The organism is Allomesorhizobium camelthorni, from assembly GCF_011045125.1.
In the GTDB taxonomy this organism is placed as follows: Bacteria; Pseudomonadota; Alphaproteobacteria; order Rhizobiales; family Rhizobiaceae; genus Allomesorhizobium; species Allomesorhizobium camelthorni.
Map to the genome: position 1 here is coordinate 81,773 of NZ_JAAKZF010000015.1, position 17,903 is coordinate 99,675.

Sequence of the window (17,903 nt, forward strand, 5' to 3'; positions counted from 1 at the left end):
CGGTCCTGGCCTCGGCCCGATCATCGCCACGGTCGTCAATTATTCCTCGCTGCCGGACTCGGTGATATGAATACTGCATCTACCGCAGAAACCGGTGGCCGGTGTTTAGATGCGAGAGGATCCGTCGATGACGGCCCAGGCTGTCACGCGTAACTGAGTCCCGGTGCAGCCCGACCCCTTCGATGTCCACCCCGGGACCATTTCGCAGGCACTCTCAAAGCCGGCGATCGTAAGATTTCTGCGCGTCCAAGAACCTTAACCGGCTGGTCTTGGGAGCGGTGACGAATGGCGCGGCTCGGGTTCTGGCACGAGGCGGAATCGCACCGGCCCAGACTTCCAGTCGAAGGGGAGCGGCAATGGGACAACGCAATTCGTGAATAGCGTTTGCTCCTCGTTCGTCACCTCGAATATCATTCCCGGGCGCTCCATGCTGCTGCATTCTGGCCACCGGTCGAAATCAATCCATTCGCCCAACAGCTCCTCCCCGGTTCCTCAAAGCCAGAAATCGCTCTCGATGAGCACAGAGACATTTGTAAGCTGCACCTGAAAGTCAACCATTCGGTCTGCATCGACATCGCCCGAAAGCATCCCGTCGCGGAACTGCAGTTCGCCAGCCGAGCCGGTGAACTCGCTATCTCCGATGAACGAGAATGCCTGATCCCCTGCTTCATTTCTGTTGGCGTCGAGGCGTCGCAGGTCGATCTTGTCCAACCCCGATGAGAAATCGGCAATTGTGTCCCGTTGTGTCGGGAGGGAATCTCCAATTCCCTGGAACAGGAAGATGTCTGGTCCCTTTCCGCCGTGAAGCCAATCGCCGCCATAGCCCCCTATGAGAACATCATGGCCATCTCCGCCCTGGATCTGATCATTGCTACCTCGGCCATAGATTACATCGCCACCAGGACCGCCACAGATGAGGTTGGAGCTTCCGTCTCCTCGGAGGTCGTCATTGAAAGTTGAGCCATAGAGCTGCTCGATCGAAACGTATCGATCGCCGGCAGCTTCGCCAGTGTTCAGACCCTGCCATGCCAAGTCGGCAATGATGCCCGTTCCCTTGGCAGCGCTTGTTGCGGCAGCGCCCCAGTAGTTTGCCATATCCGCTCCACTTCCACCGTCAAGCCAGTCAGCACCTGGTCCTCCTCTAAGGCAGTCATTGCCTTCCCGGCCGTAGAAGGTGTCATTTCCCGCACCGCCCCACAGCCCGTTGGAGGTCGCATTGCCGGTGATAACGTCGTTGCCGGAGCCGCCCCTGGCGTTCTCAATCAGTGAGCGCGCATCATTGTTGTAGAGAAGCGCGTTCGCGATATTTCCGACCGCTACCTTTGAGCCGTCGTAGTGGAGCTTTGCGAGTTGCGCAGACGAAGTTATGGTCCATTCACCCGGCCGTAGATCTATCTTCAGGTTGGTTGTGTAGCTGGAAAAGTCATAGGTGTCGGTCCCGCCGCCGTCCCATACCGTAAGGAAGATTCTGTTGGCGCCGGGGGCCCCCTGGCCGATGCCATTTACGAACATCTCGCCCGTGGTCGGGCTCCACGAATAGGTGGTGTTGGCGCTATTGGTGGTGTAGTCCGCGCCGTACATATGCTGCAGACCCGCAATGTCGTACATCATCAACGACTGCGCGTAGCCCCAGGTTTCGTTGGTATATCCGCCACTGGTCGAGCCGCCGACGTAGGATCGATAGCTCATGACCGTGTATTCCATGGAATCCCGGTCCGTGGGCATCACGTTTCCCTCGTGGGCATGCTCCAGTCCAACCGCATGCCCAATCTCGTGGAGGAAAGTCGTATAGGCGTAGTTGCCCTTTGCCGGGCTGTCGTAGTAGCCGTTCGATCTGTTGAACCATGCATCTCCGCCCTCTGCCGCCGTTGAAGGAAGATACGCCCAAGCAGTGCTTGGCGCGTCCGACATAGCGAGACGAAGATCAGCGTGCGCTGTCGAAGTTTCGGCGACTTCTGTGAAGGCCAGATTGGCGACAGAGGAGATCATGTTGAAGGTCGCGCGTGCGGCGAACTGCTGGGCGGCGTTCAACGAGCCGAAGTTGTCAGTTGGCTCTCCATCGCCATAGCCGGCTCCGTAAAAGGAGGCGCTGCTGGGAAAGCTGAAGGTAAGGTCGTTGACGGCCCATTTGGGGCCGCCGAGGACGCCGTCGATGTAAGGATCGCCGCTCAAGGCGAAGGTGGCGGTTGCAGGCATTTAGTTGTCCATTCTAGTTGCCGATGCTTCAGCATCGCGGTGTTATGGCCGAACCCGCAGCCACGAAGTCCGGCTTTTCAGCTTTCCGGAGCGACCGGCTCAGCGTCCGCTTGAGTGGAGCGGTGAGATAGAAACGTGCGACTCCCGGTGGTGGTGAACACCTCCGCTCCAATGCCAATCCCAGCGCGATCGAACCCCGGCGATGCCTCAAATTCGGCACTTGAGCCAAACGGTCCAAAAGGGTCGTCCGGCCGAACGATCGACGGGATTTCCTAATTTTTGAGTTGCCGCTTCTGTGCAAATTGCGCGTTTCTTATGACGTCCTTTGTCAAAAATGACAGCTTGCCTGGAAATCACTCGGCTCGGTGAACGGAGTATGAATCGATCGCGCCCCCCAGGGAAGGTCCAGCTGCGGGCATTGGCCGCCGTGCTCTCCGGCATGGGCCGAGCTGATCAGTGCGCCACGGCTGGCAGGCTATTGAGTGGATCATCGCTCATCTGGCTGACCGTTTCCAACGTCATTTATCTGGCCCGCTGCACTGCCCATTTATGTTGAGCAGGATTGCGCCGACGAGGCGCACGATGAAAGTGGACGCCGGCCTTTTTTCACCCTCCCGTTACGGCAAAACTTCGGAGAGTGCCCCTTGCCCTTACAGCGTTGAATCTTCGGACGTGCAAAAGGAGTGCCGGGCGCGGCGAAAGCCGGTCAGGGGACCACGTCACGGAAGAACTGATCGCTCGACGGCCGTCCCCCCAGCCGCCCGCGGGTTGTGTGCGTCAAGTTCTGCAAATTGGGGCGGCCATGATGCTGGTCATGCGGCTTGACGCAGCGCGAGCTTCTTGTGCTCGCGCAGGTCGTCCATGTTGATGTAGCGGTTGGCCTCCATCCAGTTCTCGTGGGTTTCGACGGCGAGCGCCCTGACGAGACGCAGACAGCTCTCGGCATTGGGGAAGATGCGCACGACATAGGTGCGGCGCCTGATCTCCTCGTTGAGGCGTTCCAGCATGTTGGTGCTCTTGAGGTGCTTGTGGTGCTGGCGCGGCAGCCGGAAGAAGGTCAGCGTCTGCTCGATGGTCTCCTCCACCCAGGCGGTCAGCCGCGGATAGCGCGCCGCGCGCTGCTGCCGATGATGAGCAGACGTCTGAGCGTGCGCTCTCCCACCTTCGATATAGTCCCTAGCTTCTGCTTGCCTCCGGTCGACCTCTACAGCGGGGCAAGCCCGAGCCAGGCGGCGAAGTCGCGCCCCTTTGCGAAGGTCTCGACCGGCGGGGCGAGCACTGCTATTGCGGTCGCGGTGATTGGCCGACGCTGGGAATCGTCATTAGCCGTCGCGATACCTCATCCTTGCGGGCGCGCCGCGCGGTCACCTGGTCGAGATCGTCGATCCTGCCATCCAGCTCGGCCAGGAAGTCCAACATCACCTTGAACATCTCAAGGGCTGCTGGCGGCAACGAGGAGACCATCTCCTCTTCGTCGAGTAGGTCAGCAAGCATCACGACATAGGACGGCCCCTTGGGCGCGACCCAGCCATATTCCGTCAGGTGACCGCGGATCGCGTTGATCAGTTGCGTACGCTGACGCACGAGAAGGTCATACGTCCGGAACACGAGCCCCGCCGCCTGCTGGTCTTCGCTCTTAACGGCGACAAAGCGCATGTTGGGAGTTGTGCCGCCTCGCAGATCGCCTCCATATCCACGGCATCGTTCTTGTGCCACTTCACCTCCAAAGACGGGTAAAGAATAGCGACCGCCGCGAACGCGGCGACAAAGAGGGCGTTCCACGGGACGTCATTCGGTAGATGCTTCAGCGACATAAAAACCACCAAGCCGGCGAGGAGTAATGGCCGGCATAGAAAACCGATTGACCGAAGTCTCCGGCCCGGTCACGATCCGCTGGTACACAAATAAGGCCCCAATCATCCCTAGTAGCAGCGGCAGGAGCCACTTCGGTCGAGCCCAGTACAAGATCCAGAGCGCCGGGAGACCAGATAGAATTTGACGTCGATTATCACCGTCCAAAGCGCGTGATCGCCCGCATAATGGCGAGGTGAGCCGCCACGTCTTCCCACAAGTTGATGTGATAAGCCCAGAAAATGCCAATGAGAAATAACTAGCGTGAGGGCAAGCTCGCGAGTACCACAGCGAGGAACAAAGGGATCACGCGCAATCGCCGCTGAAAAAAGGTCCAGATTTTGGTCGGTGTGGGTCTCTCCGGAAAAATCGAGATGGGACATCATGAATCCGGATAGGGCGAAGAAAACCACGACGCCCAAGTGGCCACCGCCATTTCCTAGTACCCCACCTGTGAATTCAGTCAGGCTCGAGAATGCGAGATAAAGACGATGTAGGCGGCTAGCCCGCGCAGGCGCGCAGGCCGTCCAGCGCCTTGATGTGATTGACATCACCCCCCGCTCCCACTCGTATGTGACCTGTTGTTCGCAGACCTTCCTAAAAACTCAACATCGTGTTTGGGCGATGTTAACGCGAGGCCTGACGATCGAAGCGTTTCGGTGGCAATCTGCACCTATCTCTGGATATCGGGCGCGCATCCGGCCCGCCAGGATCTCGGCTCCCGCCAGCGATATGTGAGAATCGTCCAGATAAAAGAGTCGGCCATCATCCCTGAAGACTGTGCACTCTGACGGGCATTGCAGTTCCATGAAGTCGATGAATGTGGCTGACTTGCCAAACAGTTCGTCGATCTTCCGGTTCACCTCGTATTGGGTTTGAAGTACCGCCCCCTGCGCCTTCTTCGCCGCCCCGATCCGGCTGAGAGAAGACATCACGATCGCGGGCAGGCGATCGGCAAAGCGAATATGCTGGCCCACAATGACGACGTTGAGCCCAGTGTTTTCGAAATGACTGATGAAGTCCTCAATCCTGTAGTAGTGGCCGTCAAGCCAATTGGAAGCAAGCACGACGCCATCGTAGTCCTTGGCCAGTTCATTGATCGCGCGGTCGAACAGCTTGCGGCAGTCAGAGTCGTCATCGAATCTCTTCGGCATCCGCAAGTGGCAGCCAGGGACGGTCACCTGGCCGAAATACACCTCAGGGTACGCTTTGCTCATGACCAGATAAGCGTCAGAGGCAAAACTATCACCGATGATCAGATACGACATACCTGTTTTGGGTGGGCTTGAGCACGCTTTCGCATCGAATTGCTCGGCCTTAAATGTGTCAATTTGGAAATTGCAGACACCCGTGCGCACGGCCTTTTGTCGTGCAGCCCATTCCGGTTGCAAGTTGCCGGCCAACTTCGTGAGTTCTTCTGGAACTCTTTCGGGAAATCCGCGGAGCGCCCAAAAATGCGAGCCTGATAGGAAGATGACGACGCTCAAGCCAACCACGCCCGCCAAGACGCTGCCACGAAACTGCGGTGTTTGAGCGCGGTGGAAGCGGAAAGGCCGCTCGACAACATCGTGCAGCACTGCGCCTGCGACGACCGCGACAATCAGGCCGATAGCCTTCTCGACAGGAGACAGGGTGAAATCTGTGCCCATCTTCCAAAGGACAACAATGGGCCAATGGACCAGGTAGATCGAATAGGAGCGCTTGCCGACCCATTCCGCTGGGCGCGATGCCAGCAAGCGCATGGCGAGCGCCGAATGGCTGGACCAAATCACAGCCCCCGCGGCTAGGGCGGGTGCAAGTGCCGTATAGAGGTAGCTCTGCTCACCGTCGGTTGCGGTACAGGCGATGATGATGAGAAAGACCAAAGCACCTCCACAGGTCGCGGACGTGACGAGATTACGCGGACCGACGCCGACGAACGCGAGCAGCGCTCCGATTGCAAACTGATGCACCCGGAATGGGGTTAGAAAGAAGACTGCGCCGGGATGCGACGACACCAGATCCATGGATGCCGCTAGAGAGATGGTTCCTAGGAGCAAGATCAAGGCGAAGGCCGCGCGTTTGCTAGCCTTCGTAACGCTCAGCCAAATCATCACCGGCCAGACGAGATAGAACTGTTCTTCAACGGCAAGTGACCAGGTATGCAGGAGCGGTTTGAATGCGGCGGCCGTGTCGAAATACCCGGAATCCAGCCAAAAAAAGATGTTGGACACCGAAACGGCGGTCAGTATCGCGGCTTGCCCGAGATGTGCCAAGTCATCCGGGCCGAGCACCCAGAATGATGCCGCCAGCGTCAGCGCAATCGTGGTGAACAGGGCCGGAAACAACCTTGCTACCCTGCGGAGATAGAACTGCGAAAAACTGAAGCGCTGTCCATCAACGTCGCTGAGAATATTTCGTGTGATCAGAAACCCGGAGATCACGAAGAAAACATCGACGCCTGTATAGCCGCCACGGAATTGCGGAATATCAAGATGGAACAGGAGTACCGACAGCACAGCGATCGCGCGAAGGCCGTCTATGGCGGCGAGGTATTCGCCGTGAATAGTTGTTTTAGCCTGCATTCTCGGCCTTGGCTATTGGGGGACCGTCACGACCTTGGGGCCGCGTTGGGTGATCTGAGCTGCAACGTCCATCCGAATTACTTCGGCGAGTTCACGCGCGGCGCGGTTCTCTGCGTCTCGCATTGCGCGCAAAGCCGCAAACTCCTGACGCGGCCTATCGTAGGACGACATAATTTGGTGCTTTCCGCTGGCCAGAGTTGCTCCGGTCCGGCCAAAGGCCGACCCTCGCCACCCGGAGGCGCCACCAACCCCAGTTCCGCGACTTGCGACTGCACACTTAGCGTCAGGGTATATTGCGGGTTCGCTGGCTCGCCCTGACCGCGCCCAATCATAAATATGAGATGGTTGCGGAGTTCCTGGCCGACGCGCGATCTTGGCTCCGAAATGGCGACAGCGGCCACCTCTTGCACTACTCCGCCTGTGTCGCCCCCCGACAATTGCGAGACCATCGCTACAGAGCGGCCGGACCGTACAACCTGCGGCGCACACGAGAATAATAAGTAAAGCCGCTCTTAGCACGTCGAGCTGTCCCCCAATTGAGGGGCGGAACAAACCACACATTGTGCGGAACTTCAATCTGCCCTCTCGTGCGGGCTGCGAACGGATCAGGGCACCGTCGAGCGAACAGTTCTTCCGTGACGTGGTTTCCTGAACCGGCTTTCGCCCCGCCCGGTGCAGCTTTCGCATACATCTTCCGAAGATTCATTGCTGCGAGGAGCGCCGACCGGGCCGCAACCAGGTGCCATGGAAGCCTGTTCATCCGGTGTGCCGCTTCGGCACTCGATGAAGCATTCATCAAGCAGGTGTATTCGGTCCCGTTGCTGACATAGTGGCAAATGTATTTGGGCATGGTCGTTCAATGCTCTCTACGGGCATTAGTCGGTACATGTCCTCCGGCGATCGGCGAGGGCGTTGAGCCACTGCGACCACGTTTTGGGCACGCTGCCGATGGTGGCGGGCTCTTGGTATTAGCAACCATCCCTTCTTCGCCATCGCGCCAGAGCGCGCCAAGGCATATTCTTCAGGTGTTTTGCCATTGGTGTTCTTTTTGCGCCTTACTTGGCCATCCCGCTCTGCCTCCGCGTAACCAGCACAAACTTCATGCTGATCGCGCCCGAGCGATTTGACCAATGTCGCATGAAAGCGCGTTGCCCGTATTCCGTTTCGTCCGCCATGTTCAACCCCGTTTTGCAATCGGTAGTTAGGATTTTGAGCCGACATGCTGTCAAGCGGGGCCGCGATCTCACTGCGGCAAAATGCCAGCGGCGTCTAAAGCGTTCGGTTTTCGCCGGGTCTGTACATCATCACGGTGACAGAGGTGGATCGTGTAGTCGCCATCATCGGGCCGATAGATGACTGCCCGGCGCAAGTTCTCCCTTTTTGCATCGCGGCGTCTTCTAAAACGAAATGCGTAAAGTCTTTTCCAAGCGTGATTTGCGCCGCCGGTTTGATGGTCTGCTGCGGAATGGCGGACGCGCCGAACCGGCCTGTGCCGCCTACTTCCAGGCGGTACACATTCGCAGATAGTGGAATTTCCTGCGAAGAAACGCAGCCCCCGAGTGTCGCGGCGAACGCGCCAATGCCTTCGCTGAGTCCTACGTCCCTGTACGGCCCGCTGTGGCCCCGGCCGGCCCGTCTGCCTCGCTCACTGCGGAAGAAAAAGTAGCTCAGGCGCTCGCTGGCGGTGATGCTGGCCCCGTGTTGGCCTCCGCGACCTTCAGCCATGCCGTGGCATGAAACAATCGTGAACACCTATGGCCTCAATTCCCTGCATTGTGACATCGGCAACCTTGTCGCGCTGGTCGATACGGTAAGCGAACTGTTGACCGAAATACAGCGCCCGGATGATATCGAGCAACACGAAACAATAAGCTGAACAGGCTGGAAGGCTGCGCGCATGTCGCCGCCTTGCGAAGGGCCTCACGAATCAGGTACCCGGGCCCCGCCAAAAGCCCGCCACAGTTCGCCCTGGCGGGCTTCTTCTACCCGAAGCAAGTAAGCAGCGGAAAGCCCATCCCATCCGCTGATGGTGCCCGTCATCGCCCCTGATTACAAGCCGCCCTAAGAGGAAGCGCTCGGTTGACGTTCGCTATCTGTCGGTCACTGCCGAACAGTTGACCGAATCGATCGTCAAGGACGAGGCGTTTCTTGCGGCTCAACGATACCTTCGATTTCGATGCCGTTTCCGACAGCCTGGGCTAGACCGGCACTTCGCGACTCCATCCTCGGCCGCTTCAGTCACGGGTGGGACCGGATCGATCTTGCCATGCTGGTTGTTGGCATCAACTTCATGACTGGCATCGACTTAATTCTTATTGAAGTCAGCCCTAGCTCCGTCGCCGGATTGGGCTCTTTCCAACTACGGGACACGACCGGTGCCTTCTGCTATTCAGCCGTCACGACGGAGCGGCGCGATGGCGGCCATGATCGAAAATGTCGAGCTGGTCTATGAAGGCTGGGGACGATTCCTGCTTGTGCGCATGCGGCGCGAAGACGGCTCCGTTCTGACGCAGCAGCTCGACGATCACGGCGACGGAGTGGCCGTGCTGCCCTCTACGATCCCGACCGCAAAGTAGTGACAATCGTGCGGCAGGTCCGTCCCTCGGCTTTGTACACCGGCAGGGGCGTGATGGTGGTCGAGGCGCCGGCCGGGCGGCTCGACACCGACGATCCGGAGGCTTGCGCCAAGCGGGAAGCGCTCGAAGAGTCCGGCCTCAAGATAGCCGAACTCGAGCACATCGGAACGTTCTGGATATCGCCTGCGACTTCGACCGAACGCGCCCATCTCTACCTTGGCCGCTATTCGGAGGCGGACCGCCTTTCCGACGGCGGCGGACTGCACGACGAGGGAGAACAGATTATCGTCGAGGAGGTGCCGATCTCCAGGATACTGGCCATGGCGGATAGCGGCGAACTGGACGACGTCAAGACGTTTTGCGCCGTGCAGGCGCTCCGCCTCCGTTATCCGGAGATATGCGCATAGCCCTTGTGCTTCGCCGCTCTATGACCTGCCGTACTGGTCCTCGAAGCGAACGATATCGTCCTCGCCCAGATACGACCCCGTCTGAACCTCGATCAATTCAAGCGGAATCTTGCCGGGGTTTTCCAGCGCGTGAACCTCGCCGAGCGGGATATAGGTCGACTGGTTTTCGGTGAGGAGAATGGTTTCGGCGCCTTTGTAGACCTTCGCCGTTCCCCGCACGACAATCCAGTGTTCGGCGCGATGGTGGTGCATCTGCACCGAGAGCTTGGCGCCCGGCTTCACCGTAATGCGCTTGACCTGATCGCGGCCGCCGAAATCGATGGAATCGTAGTGCCCCCAGGGCCGGTAGACTTCGCGATGGTTGATGTGCTCGCTTCGCCCCTTCTCCTTGATCAGATCGACGATATCCTTCACCTTCTGAACCTGATCCTTGTGCGCGATCAGCACCGCGTCCTTGGTCTCGACCACGACGAGATCGTTCACGCCGACGATGGCGACGAGGCGGCCATCCGCGCGAACGAGGTTGTTGTTGCTGGAAAGGGACAAGACGTCGCCCTTGAATGCGTTTCCGTCGCCGTCCCGCTCCTGCACGTCCCACAAAGCGGACCAGGAGCCGATATCGCTCCACCTTGCATCGAGCGGGATGACGACGGCGTCGTCGGTTTTTTCCATCACCGCATAGTCGATGGAATCCGCCGGGCAGGCCTTGAAGGCTTCCGCGTCGACGCGCACGAACTGCATGTCCGGCTCGGTGACGGAAATCGACCGGCTGCAGGCGTCGAAAATTTCAGGCCGGTGGCGCTTCAGTTCCTCCAGATAGCGGCTGGCGCGGAACATGAACATGCCGCTGTTCCAGTAGTAATCGCCGCTCTTTACATATTTTTCGGCGGTCTGCCGGTCGGGCTTCTCCTCGAACCGGCCGACGACGAAGCCGCCGTCGGGAAGGGCCTCGCCGCGCAATATATAGCCATAACCCGTCTCGTTACGGTCCGGCACGATGCCGAAAGTGACGAGCTTTCCCTGCTCGGCCAGAGGCACGGCTTTTTTGACGCTTTCACAAAAGCGATCGACGTCCAGGATGAAATGGTCGGCTGCCAGAACGAGCAGAAGCGGGTCGTCGCCATGTCGCGTGGCAAACAGCGCCGCAAGCGCGATCGCCGGAGCCGTATTGCGGCCGACCGGCTCCAGAAGGATCGACGCATCTTCCCGGCCGATCAGCCGCATCTGCTCGGCCGCCAGGAAACGATGCTCCTCATTGCAGATCAGCAGCGGCGATTCGGCGCCCAGTCCGTCGAGCCGGATCGCAGTGTCCTGCAGGAGGGTCCGTTCTCCTGTGAGTGCATGAAATTGCTTGGGGTAAAGCTGGCGCGAAAGCGGCCAAAGTCTCGAGCCGGACCCGCCCGCCATGATTACAGGTAGAAACACGGAAACGCCCTCTCGTATGCTCACTGTCCAAACTAGCCGGGCCACCTAATTGAAATGCGGCCGCGATGGCAAACACAATTTCAAGCAGGCATTTACAGGCTGTGCTGGCTCGAGGCCCGACATTACCACCCCGAGCCGTGTCCTCGATAGTGACGATAGAGCGAAAGGCCGCGATACCAATTAGCCGGTGAGGGGTTGTCGCGGAATGCCGCCAACCCGTCGCCCATCGCCTTTATGGGCTCGCCGCCGAAGAACGCGGCGCGTGCCGCTGCGAGACCGGAAAGCGAAGCAAAGGCGTCGATCAGTCCTCGCTCGTCCTGTCCGGAGGCTTCGTCGCGCAATGCTCGGGTCATCCGCAGATTCGCGTCGTGAACGTCGCGATAGGATTTCCACGTCGCGGCCATGGTTTTCGAACCGCTGTGCGAATTGTAGCGATAGGCCGTCGACGGCTGAAAGGTCCTTCTGCCGGCCAGGCGCAGCAGTTTCAAAAGCATGTACCGGTCCGCCCCGAGCCCGATATCGCAAGGGAACGGTCCGGCCGCTTGGAGCAGTCCGGTATGCATCAGCCGGCTGTTCACGGTCGGAACGGCAAACAGAATTGACGCCGGGCTCATCGGGCCGACATGATGATCGCTCCTCCAGACCACTTTGCCGTCGGAAGCGATTTCAGCCTCTCCGGTGACGATGTCGGCCTGGCCTTCGCGAGCCTTGCGCCAGAGGTCGGCGACGCCGCCGAGTAGGAGGTCGTCCGAGTTTAGCCAGGCAATGTATTGTCCGTGCGCAAGGGAAATCGCATTATTCAGTCCTTCATAGAGCGAGCGGTCCGGCTTCTCGATCAAGGTCACACCAGCATTGCGCAAATAGTCGAGCGTGCCGTCGGTGGAACCGCCATCGGCAACGATGATTTCGTGGCTGTCGCCGGAAAGGACGGATTTCACGGATTCGATAGCGGCGGGCAAATGCGGCATGCCGTTCAGGCAAGGCATCACGACGCTTAGAATCGATTCCTTCATCAATCAGATTATCCGTCTCATGCGTTCCCGTGACGGCGGATGCGTGATTGCAGCGCGCCGGGAAACGGCCTCCGGACATGGCCGGTGGCGGTCTTTCTTACGCCGCCGCCGCCTGCGCGCGCAACGGCGGGGTTGCGCCGTTCTCGTTTCCCTTTTAACGCGGCAAGTGGCTTCGCTTGGCCGGCAGGCATAAATTCGCACCAGAATTTGGGAACCAGATGAAATCGCCATTCAAAGCCTACGACGTCCGCGGGCAGATTCCCGAACAGATCAACGTCCCGTTCGCATATCGCTTCGGGCAGGCCGTCGCCAGCTTGCGCGCACCTTCCGCCGTCGTCGTAGGACACGACATGCGCCAGGATAGTCCAGCCTTTGCGGCAGCGCTCGCCCAGGGCCTGCTCGACAGTGGCGTGGACGTGCTGCCGGTCGGACAGTGCGGCACGGAGGAGGTCTATTTCCACACGGCCAGCTCGGGTGCGGACGCAGGCCTCATGGTGACGGCCAGCCACAATCCGGAAAGCTATAACGGCTTCAAGATGGTGCTGAAGGACGCGACGGCGGCGACGCGCGAAAATTCGCTCGATGCGATCGAAGCCCTAGTGCTGTCGGACAGACCCATTGCAAAAGTGTCCGGATTCGCTTCCCGCGGCGCGCTCAAACCTACCCTCGACCGCACTCCCTATATCGAGAGGCTGTTGGAGCAGGTGGCGGACAGCCGACTTCGGCCGATGAAAATCGTCTGCCATGCCGGCAACGGTTGCGCCGGCCCGGTCATCGACCTGATCGAGAAGCACCTGCCGTTCGAGTTCATCAAGATCGACCATCAGCCCGATCCGACCTTGCCGAACGGCATACCCAACCCGCTCCTGCCGGAAAAGCGCGTCCGTGCGAGCCAGGCCGTGATCGAGCATGGCGCCGATCTGGGGATCGCATGGGACGGAGATTTCGATCGCTGTTTTCTTTATGATCACAATGGCCGCTTCATCGAGGGGTACTATCTGGTCGGCTTGATTGCCCAGACGATGCTGGGCGCCAATCCGGGCGCGACCATCCTCTACGATCCGCGGCTGACCTGGAACACGATCGACATGGTGGCTGCCGCCGGCGGCGTGGCGAAGCCCTGCCCGACAGGCCATGCCTTCTTCAAGCGCATGATGCGCGAGAAAAATGCAGTCTACGGCGGAGAAATGAGCGCGCACCACTATTTCCGGGATTTCAGCTACTGCGATTCGGGCATGCTGGCGTGGCTGGCCGTTGTGGCGGAGCTTTCTGCCACCGGCGCGACGCTTGCTGAACTCGTGGAGCAGCGCCTAGCCAAATTCCCCTGTTCGGGAGAGATCAATTTCACGGTCGTCGACGCGAAAGTCGCGCAAGAGCGCGTTGCCGAGCATTTCCTCCCTGCAAATCCGCTGGTGGAAGCGATCGACGGGCTGAGCATGGCGTTCGACGACTGGCGCTTTAATCTGAGGGCGTCCAACACCGAGCCGCTGCTGAGGCTCAACGTCGAGACTCGCGGCGACGCGCGGCTTCTCGACAAGCGGGTCGCGGAACTCTCGCAACTGATACAGGCGGCGTGAAAGTGGCGCGGGTGCCGTCAGGCGACGTTCAGCCGCGCTTCGCCTTTCTCCACGTGCTCCATGAACCAGGCGTAGGCATGTTTCAGGCCTGACTCCAGGTCATATTGCGGGCGCCAGCCGGTCTCGAACAGCGTCGAGACGTCCATGAGCTTGCGCGGCGGTCCGTCGGGCTTGGTCGAATCGTTGCGGATCTCACCTTTGAACCCGACGACGGAAGCTACCAGTCGGGCGAGGTCGATGATGGCGATGTCCTCGCCTGAACCCACATTGACGTGGCCGTCGCCCGAATAGTTCTTCAGCAGATAGACCATCGCGTCGGCGGCATCGTCGACATGGAGGAACTCACGCTTGGGCGTGCCCGATCCCCAGATCTGGAGTACTTTCTCCCCCGCAAGCTTGGCCTCGTGCGCCTTGCGCATCAGCGCCGGGATGACGTGGCTTTTCTCGAGATCGTAATTGTCGCCCGGACCGTAAAGATTGGTCGGCATGGCCGAGATGTAGTCGACGCCGTGTTGCCGGCGATACGCCTGGCAAAGCTTCAGGCCGGCGATCTTGGCGATGGCGTACCATTCATTGGTCGGCTCCAGCGGTCCGGTGAGCAGCGCATCTTCCGGGATCGGCTGCGGCGCGAACTTCGGATAGATGCATGACGAGCCAAGGAAGATCAGCTTGCCAACTTCGTTACGGAAGGCGGCCTCGATCACATTCGTCTCGATCACCAGGTTCTCGTAGAGGAAATCGGCAGGGTAGGTATCGTTGGCGAGGATGCCGCCCACCTTTGCTGCCGCAAGAACGACGGCGTCCGGCCGCTTGTCGGCCGTCCAGCGTCGCACGGCGGCCTGATCGCGCAGGTCGAGTTCCGAGCGCGAGGCGGTAAGGATTTCGCAGTCTTCGCCGGCCAGCCTGCGGACGATCGCCGAGCCGACCATCCCGCGATGGCCGGCCACGAAAACACGTTTGCCCCGAAGCGAGTAGATATCCGTCATCCGCGCATCCTATCGTGCAGAGCGGTCGTTGCGCCAGGATTCCCGCTCGATCAATTCCATGTCCGCAGCGACCATCTCGGCCACGAGCGTCTTGAAACTGGTCGTGTGCTTCCAGCCCAATTTGGCCATGGCCTTGGCGGGATCGCCTATCAGAAGATCGACCTCTGTGGGACGGAAATAGCGCGGATCCACGCGCACCAGGATCTCGCCGGATGTCTTGTCGCGCCCGACCTCGTCGACACCTGCGCCCTCCCATAAAATCGTCCGGCCGACCTCAGCGAACGCAAGCTCAACGAATTCCCGCACCGAGTGCGTCTCGCCCGTAGCCAGGACGAAATCGTCGGGCTCGTCATGCTGGAGGATGCGCCACATGCCTTCGACGTAGTCGCGGGCGTGACCCCAGTCGCGCTTGGCGTCGAGATTGCCGAGATAAAGCGTATGCTGGAGGCCCTTCTGAATGCCGACCACCGCGCGCGTAATCTTGCGCGTCACGAAGGTCTCTCCGCGGGTCGGGCCTTCATGGTTGAAGAGGATGCCGTTCGCGGCGAACATCCCGTATGCCTCGCGGTAGTTTACCGTGATCCAGTAGGCGTAGAGCTTCGCCGCGGCGTAGGGAGAGCGCGGATAAAAGGGAGTCGTCTCCCGCTGCGGAACTTCCTGCACCTTGCCGTAAAGCTCCGAGGTCGAAGCCTGGTAGAAGCGGACCGTCTTTTCCATGCCGAGAATACGGACGGCTTCCAAGAGACGCAGCGTGCCCAGCGCGTCGGCGTTGCCTGTATATTCCGGCGTCTCAAAGCTGACCTGGACGTGGCTCTGTGCCGCGAGATTATATATCTCGGTCGGCTTCGTCTCCTGCACCAGCCTTATGAGGTTGGTAGAGTCGGTCAGATCGCCGTAATGAAGAAAGAAACGCGTAGGGCTTTCGTGCGGGTCGACATAGATATTGTCGATACGTTCAGTGTTGAATGATGATGAACGCCGCTTCACGCCATGAACGGTGTAGCCCTTGTCGAGCAACAATCTTGCCAGATATGCTCCATCCTGACCTGTCACTCCCGTGATAAGCGCTGTCTTCTCTGCCATCAATCCGATCCGGTTGCCGTTAGCCGAGCACAGCACTTATCGAATTAATCGGCAAACGCAACTCCCCGACATCTATGAGCTTACATTCACGGCCAGATCGAGCGATCTTGCCCAATTTTCATCGGGCACGAATGACCCCAAGCCGTAGGCGCTCATTGGGCCCCCTCGATTTCCGACCTGTTCGGCCTGACCTGACCATGCGAAGATGCCTCTCCGATACGGAGGGGGATCTTGTGCATGGCAACAGACGGCAAAAGGGACGTCCAGTTGGACGTCCCGAGTGAAGGCTATGGCGGTCGGCTTGAAGCGATCATAAAGGCCGTGCGGGCGAGTTCGTCGCCGCATAGGTCCCCTTGCCCTGGATGGCCATCTCGCCACCCCTGATAGCGCACTGACGTCAGGCCCAGATGCGTGCAGACAGCCCTCGACCGGCGGAAGCGGTCCGGCCGATCGATCATGGCACGGAACACGAGTGCGGTGGTGGGCCACACACCTGGACGCTCAACAGTCGCCGACAGCTTGCTCCTTGCGGGCGATAGTGAGGGCAGCTTTTGTCACGGTGTTACCTGCCACGCGGACGTCGATCGTCTTCGATGGATAGGCCGAGAACCGGGTCACCGGTGGCTTTTCCCGATTGACCGGATAACGGACCAAATGGCCGGCTCGGGCTTTCAAAAAAGCTACGCAATGGGGAATCTGACGCCAAATCCGGGAGCGGTTCTTTGGAGAGCCATTGTTTTCGTATTTCTGAATTTATGAAGCATTCGCCGCTCCTCTCGTCACTTTTTCTCGGCGACCGTCGCAAGCGCAAGCCAAACTGAAACCATCCGAGGCGTAGAGTTGCAAGGTAAGATGAATACGTTTTCTCTCCGAGAATGGCACGTGCAATGCTTTTAGCGGCGATGAATAACTGAATGTGCCAGCGGGAACGCATGGACCCCTCTCGTATGGTGCGAATGCGTCCAAATATCAGAATCGATCGATAATCGCTACCGATCGAGGACCAGTCCGACTCCAGGGACCGGTGCCGCTGCGTGCCTCGCTGCCGGTTTCATGCGGGCCAGCCGGTGAACTCTCCCCATAGACGGGTGCATAGACTGTCAGCCATGTCATCTAGCAAACTCCGGTTTGACGGATCTTGGTGTTGGAATACAGTACGCAGCTAGGCGCTCCAATGCATAGAAGCTGGCGGTGGCCAAGAACCATGGCGGGGGAAACGGAAAAGCCAGACGCGGCGAGCGGGCGCAGTACGTCCAATAATCCAATTGTCCCATACAAGAAATGCTGCGCACTCGAATCGCCGGCTTCACCCGTGCCGGTTTCTCGATGACGGTACACCAGGCACACGACACAGCATGGATCGCAGGCGTCGCCACAGCGAGGAAAAGCCAAAGCGTTTCACCCAACGTCGTAAAGCGGTTGAGCATCCAAAAAGTACCGGCATGTACAGCAGAAAAGGGAGAACGACACTGCGCCTAGCCAAGCCGCAGGGCCCGTGCCCGAGCGACGGCCAGCCAGAGCCGAGTTGGCCACGCTGAACACCAGTTAGCATCTTCGCGCACCGTCCCGAATAACTCAACCGATGAACAACGTTGTGCGGCCGTCGGCCGAGGATTGCCGCATTGGCTGTCTGTGGCCAGCAAGCCACATTGCTGCACCAAATGCGGGTGCGCTATTCTGCCGCGCGCTGCACGGCCGTTGTTTTTCGCCCTTGGCGCGGCAATAGAGCGCCTTGCCGGCCGCTCTATTGCGTAGAAGCTAACAGTCGAGACGCTCAAGAGCGTGAGAAACGACGAAGAACAGCCACATGTGGTCGTCTAGGGGTGTGGACCTATTCAAATACCAGAGCACCGGCATGTGGAGCAGGTAGAACGAGTAACTGACGGTCCCGAGGAACCGGAGTGGAGTGCTCCCAAATGGCCGATCTGCAAAGCCCGATTTCACCGTCGTGGCGGGCAGTGCAGCGACAACTACCCCGATCTCGTGAACCTCACTGTCGGCACCCCGCACCAGATCAACTCGTTCCGGTTCCGACGCTTCAGCGTTGCCCGCCGGTCTCTGCCTGCAGTTCAAGATGAACGCCAACGAAGCCGGTGCGGCGGAGATTGCGCTTCTAGATTGAGCCGGGAATGACGGCAACTCCCCGTGAGTCGCCGTGATCAGGGTACGGAACAGGCGGAATGGGAGCGCTTTTTTCTAGCGCTATTCATCGCCTGCAACGGCAA

At 59.4% G+C, this 17,903-nt stretch carries 14 protein-coding genes and 3 pseudogenes; 4 read left to right on the forward strand and 13 right to left on the reverse strand.

What is annotated here, in order from left to right; genetic code table 11:
* Nucleotides 1-255: 255 nt before the first annotated feature.
* The 8 genes and pseudogenes from G6N73_RS38270 to G6N73_RS13745 form a co-directional block, all read right to left on the reverse strand.
* Complete coding sequence (locus tag G6N73_RS38270) at nucleotides 256-474, reverse strand: hypothetical protein (protein WP_343044617.1); 219 nt, start codon at nucleotides 472-474, stop codon at nucleotides 256-258.
* An 18-nt stretch (nucleotides 475-492) separates the two neighbouring features.
* Nucleotides 493-2,196 (reverse strand): M10 family metallopeptidase C-terminal domain-containing protein, encoded by a 1,704-nt coding sequence (locus G6N73_RS13720; protein ID WP_165028421.1) that lies wholly within the window; start codon nucleotides 2,194-2,196, stop codon nucleotides 493-495.
* Nucleotides 2,197-2,649: 453 nt separating this feature from the next.
* A pseudogene (locus tag G6N73_RS38275) lies at nucleotides 2,650-2,795 on the reverse strand (IS256 family transposase); the annotation flags it as partial.
* A gap of 213 nt (nucleotides 2,796-3,008) precedes the next feature.
* Nucleotides 3,009-3,311 (reverse strand): annotated as a pseudogene (locus G6N73_RS13730) (transposase); the annotation flags it as partial.
* An 89-nt stretch (nucleotides 3,312-3,400) separates the two neighbouring features.
* On the reverse strand, nucleotides 3,401-3,475 hold the full coding sequence (locus G6N73_RS38580) for a hypothetical protein (RefSeq protein WP_425484082.1): 75 nt from the start codon (nucleotides 3,473-3,475) through the stop codon (nucleotides 3,401-3,403).
* Nucleotides 3,476-3,477: 2 nt separating this feature from the next.
* Nucleotides 3,478-3,852 (reverse strand): hypothetical protein, encoded by a 375-nt coding sequence (locus G6N73_RS36860; protein ID WP_246252016.1) that lies wholly within the window; start codon nucleotides 3,850-3,852, stop codon nucleotides 3,478-3,480.
* Nucleotides 3,853-4,652: 800 nt separating this feature from the next.
* Entirely contained in the window at nucleotides 4,653-6,611 is a 1,959-nt protein-coding gene (locus G6N73_RS13740) for an acyltransferase family protein (RefSeq protein WP_165028423.1), read from the reverse strand.
* Nucleotides 6,612-7,880: 1,269 nt separating this feature from the next.
* Complete coding sequence (locus G6N73_RS13745; RefSeq protein ID WP_165028425.1) at nucleotides 7,881-8,363, reverse strand: hypothetical protein; 483 nt, start codon at nucleotides 8,361-8,363, stop codon at nucleotides 7,881-7,883.
* On the opposite strand from G6N73_RS13745, the gene G6N73_RS37960 reads away from it, so the two are divergent.
* The 3 genes from G6N73_RS37960 (at nucleotide 8,356) to G6N73_RS13750 (ending at nucleotide 9,594) form a co-directional block, all read left to right on the forward strand.
* Entirely contained in the window at nucleotides 8,356-8,487 is a 132-nt protein-coding gene (locus tag G6N73_RS37960; protein WP_281352883.1) for a hypothetical protein, read from the forward strand. The genes G6N73_RS13745 and G6N73_RS37960 overlap by 8 nt on opposite strands.
* Nucleotides 8,488-9,025: 538 nt before the next feature.
* The gene (locus G6N73_RS36865) at nucleotides 9,026-9,187 is read left to right on the forward strand and encodes a hypothetical protein (RefSeq protein ID WP_246252018.1); all 162 of its coding nucleotides are present in this window, start codon (nucleotides 9,026-9,028) and stop codon (nucleotides 9,185-9,187) included.
* Nucleotides 9,188-9,195: 8 nt separating this feature from the next.
* Nucleotides 9,196-9,594, forward strand: a complete 399-nt coding sequence (locus tag G6N73_RS13750; protein WP_343044618.1) for an NUDIX domain-containing protein — start codon at nucleotides 9,196-9,198, stop codon at nucleotides 9,592-9,594.
* 18 nt (nucleotides 9,595-9,612) lie between these two features.
* Here the strand turns inward: G6N73_RS13750 and G6N73_RS13755 are convergent, their stop codons facing one another.
* A complete protein-coding gene (locus tag G6N73_RS13755; protein ID WP_343044619.1) occupies nucleotides 9,613-11,019 on the reverse strand; it encodes a mannose-1-phosphate guanylyltransferase/mannose-6-phosphate isomerase in 1,407 nt (468 codons plus the stop codon).
* A gap of 122 nt (nucleotides 11,020-11,141) precedes the next feature.
* Nucleotides 11,142-12,032: a glycosyltransferase gene (locus G6N73_RS13760; RefSeq protein ID WP_165028427.1), complete on the reverse strand. Its 891-nt coding sequence runs from the start codon at nucleotides 12,030-12,032 to the stop codon at nucleotides 11,142-11,144.
* A gap of 218 nt (nucleotides 12,033-12,250) precedes the next feature.
* Here G6N73_RS13760 and G6N73_RS13765 point away from each other — a divergent pair, with 218 nt between their 5' ends.
* The gene (locus tag G6N73_RS13765) at nucleotides 12,251-13,609 is read left to right on the forward strand and encodes a phosphohexomutase domain-containing protein (protein WP_165028429.1); all 1,359 of its coding nucleotides are present in this window, start codon (nucleotides 12,251-12,253) and stop codon (nucleotides 13,607-13,609) included.
* A 17-nt stretch (nucleotides 13,610-13,626) separates the two neighbouring features.
* Here G6N73_RS13765 and fcl read toward each other — a convergent pair whose 3' ends face one another.
* The 3 genes and pseudogenes from fcl to G6N73_RS13780 all read right to left on the reverse strand — a co-directional run.
* Nucleotides 13,627-14,586, reverse strand: a complete 960-nt coding sequence (fcl, locus tag G6N73_RS13770; protein ID WP_165028463.1) for a GDP-L-fucose synthase — start codon at nucleotides 14,584-14,586, stop codon at nucleotides 13,627-13,629.
* An 18-nt stretch (nucleotides 14,587-14,604) separates the two neighbouring features.
* Nucleotides 14,605-15,678, reverse strand: coding sequence for a GDP-mannose 4,6-dehydratase (gene gmd / locus G6N73_RS13775; protein ID WP_165028431.1), 1,074 nt, complete (start codon nucleotides 15,676-15,678; stop codon nucleotides 14,605-14,607).
* 302 nt (nucleotides 15,679-15,980) lie between these two features.
* Nucleotides 15,981-16,201: pseudogene (locus tag G6N73_RS13780) on the reverse strand (transposase); the annotation flags it as partial.
* Between the last annotated feature and the right edge of the window lie 1,702 nt (nucleotides 16,202-17,903).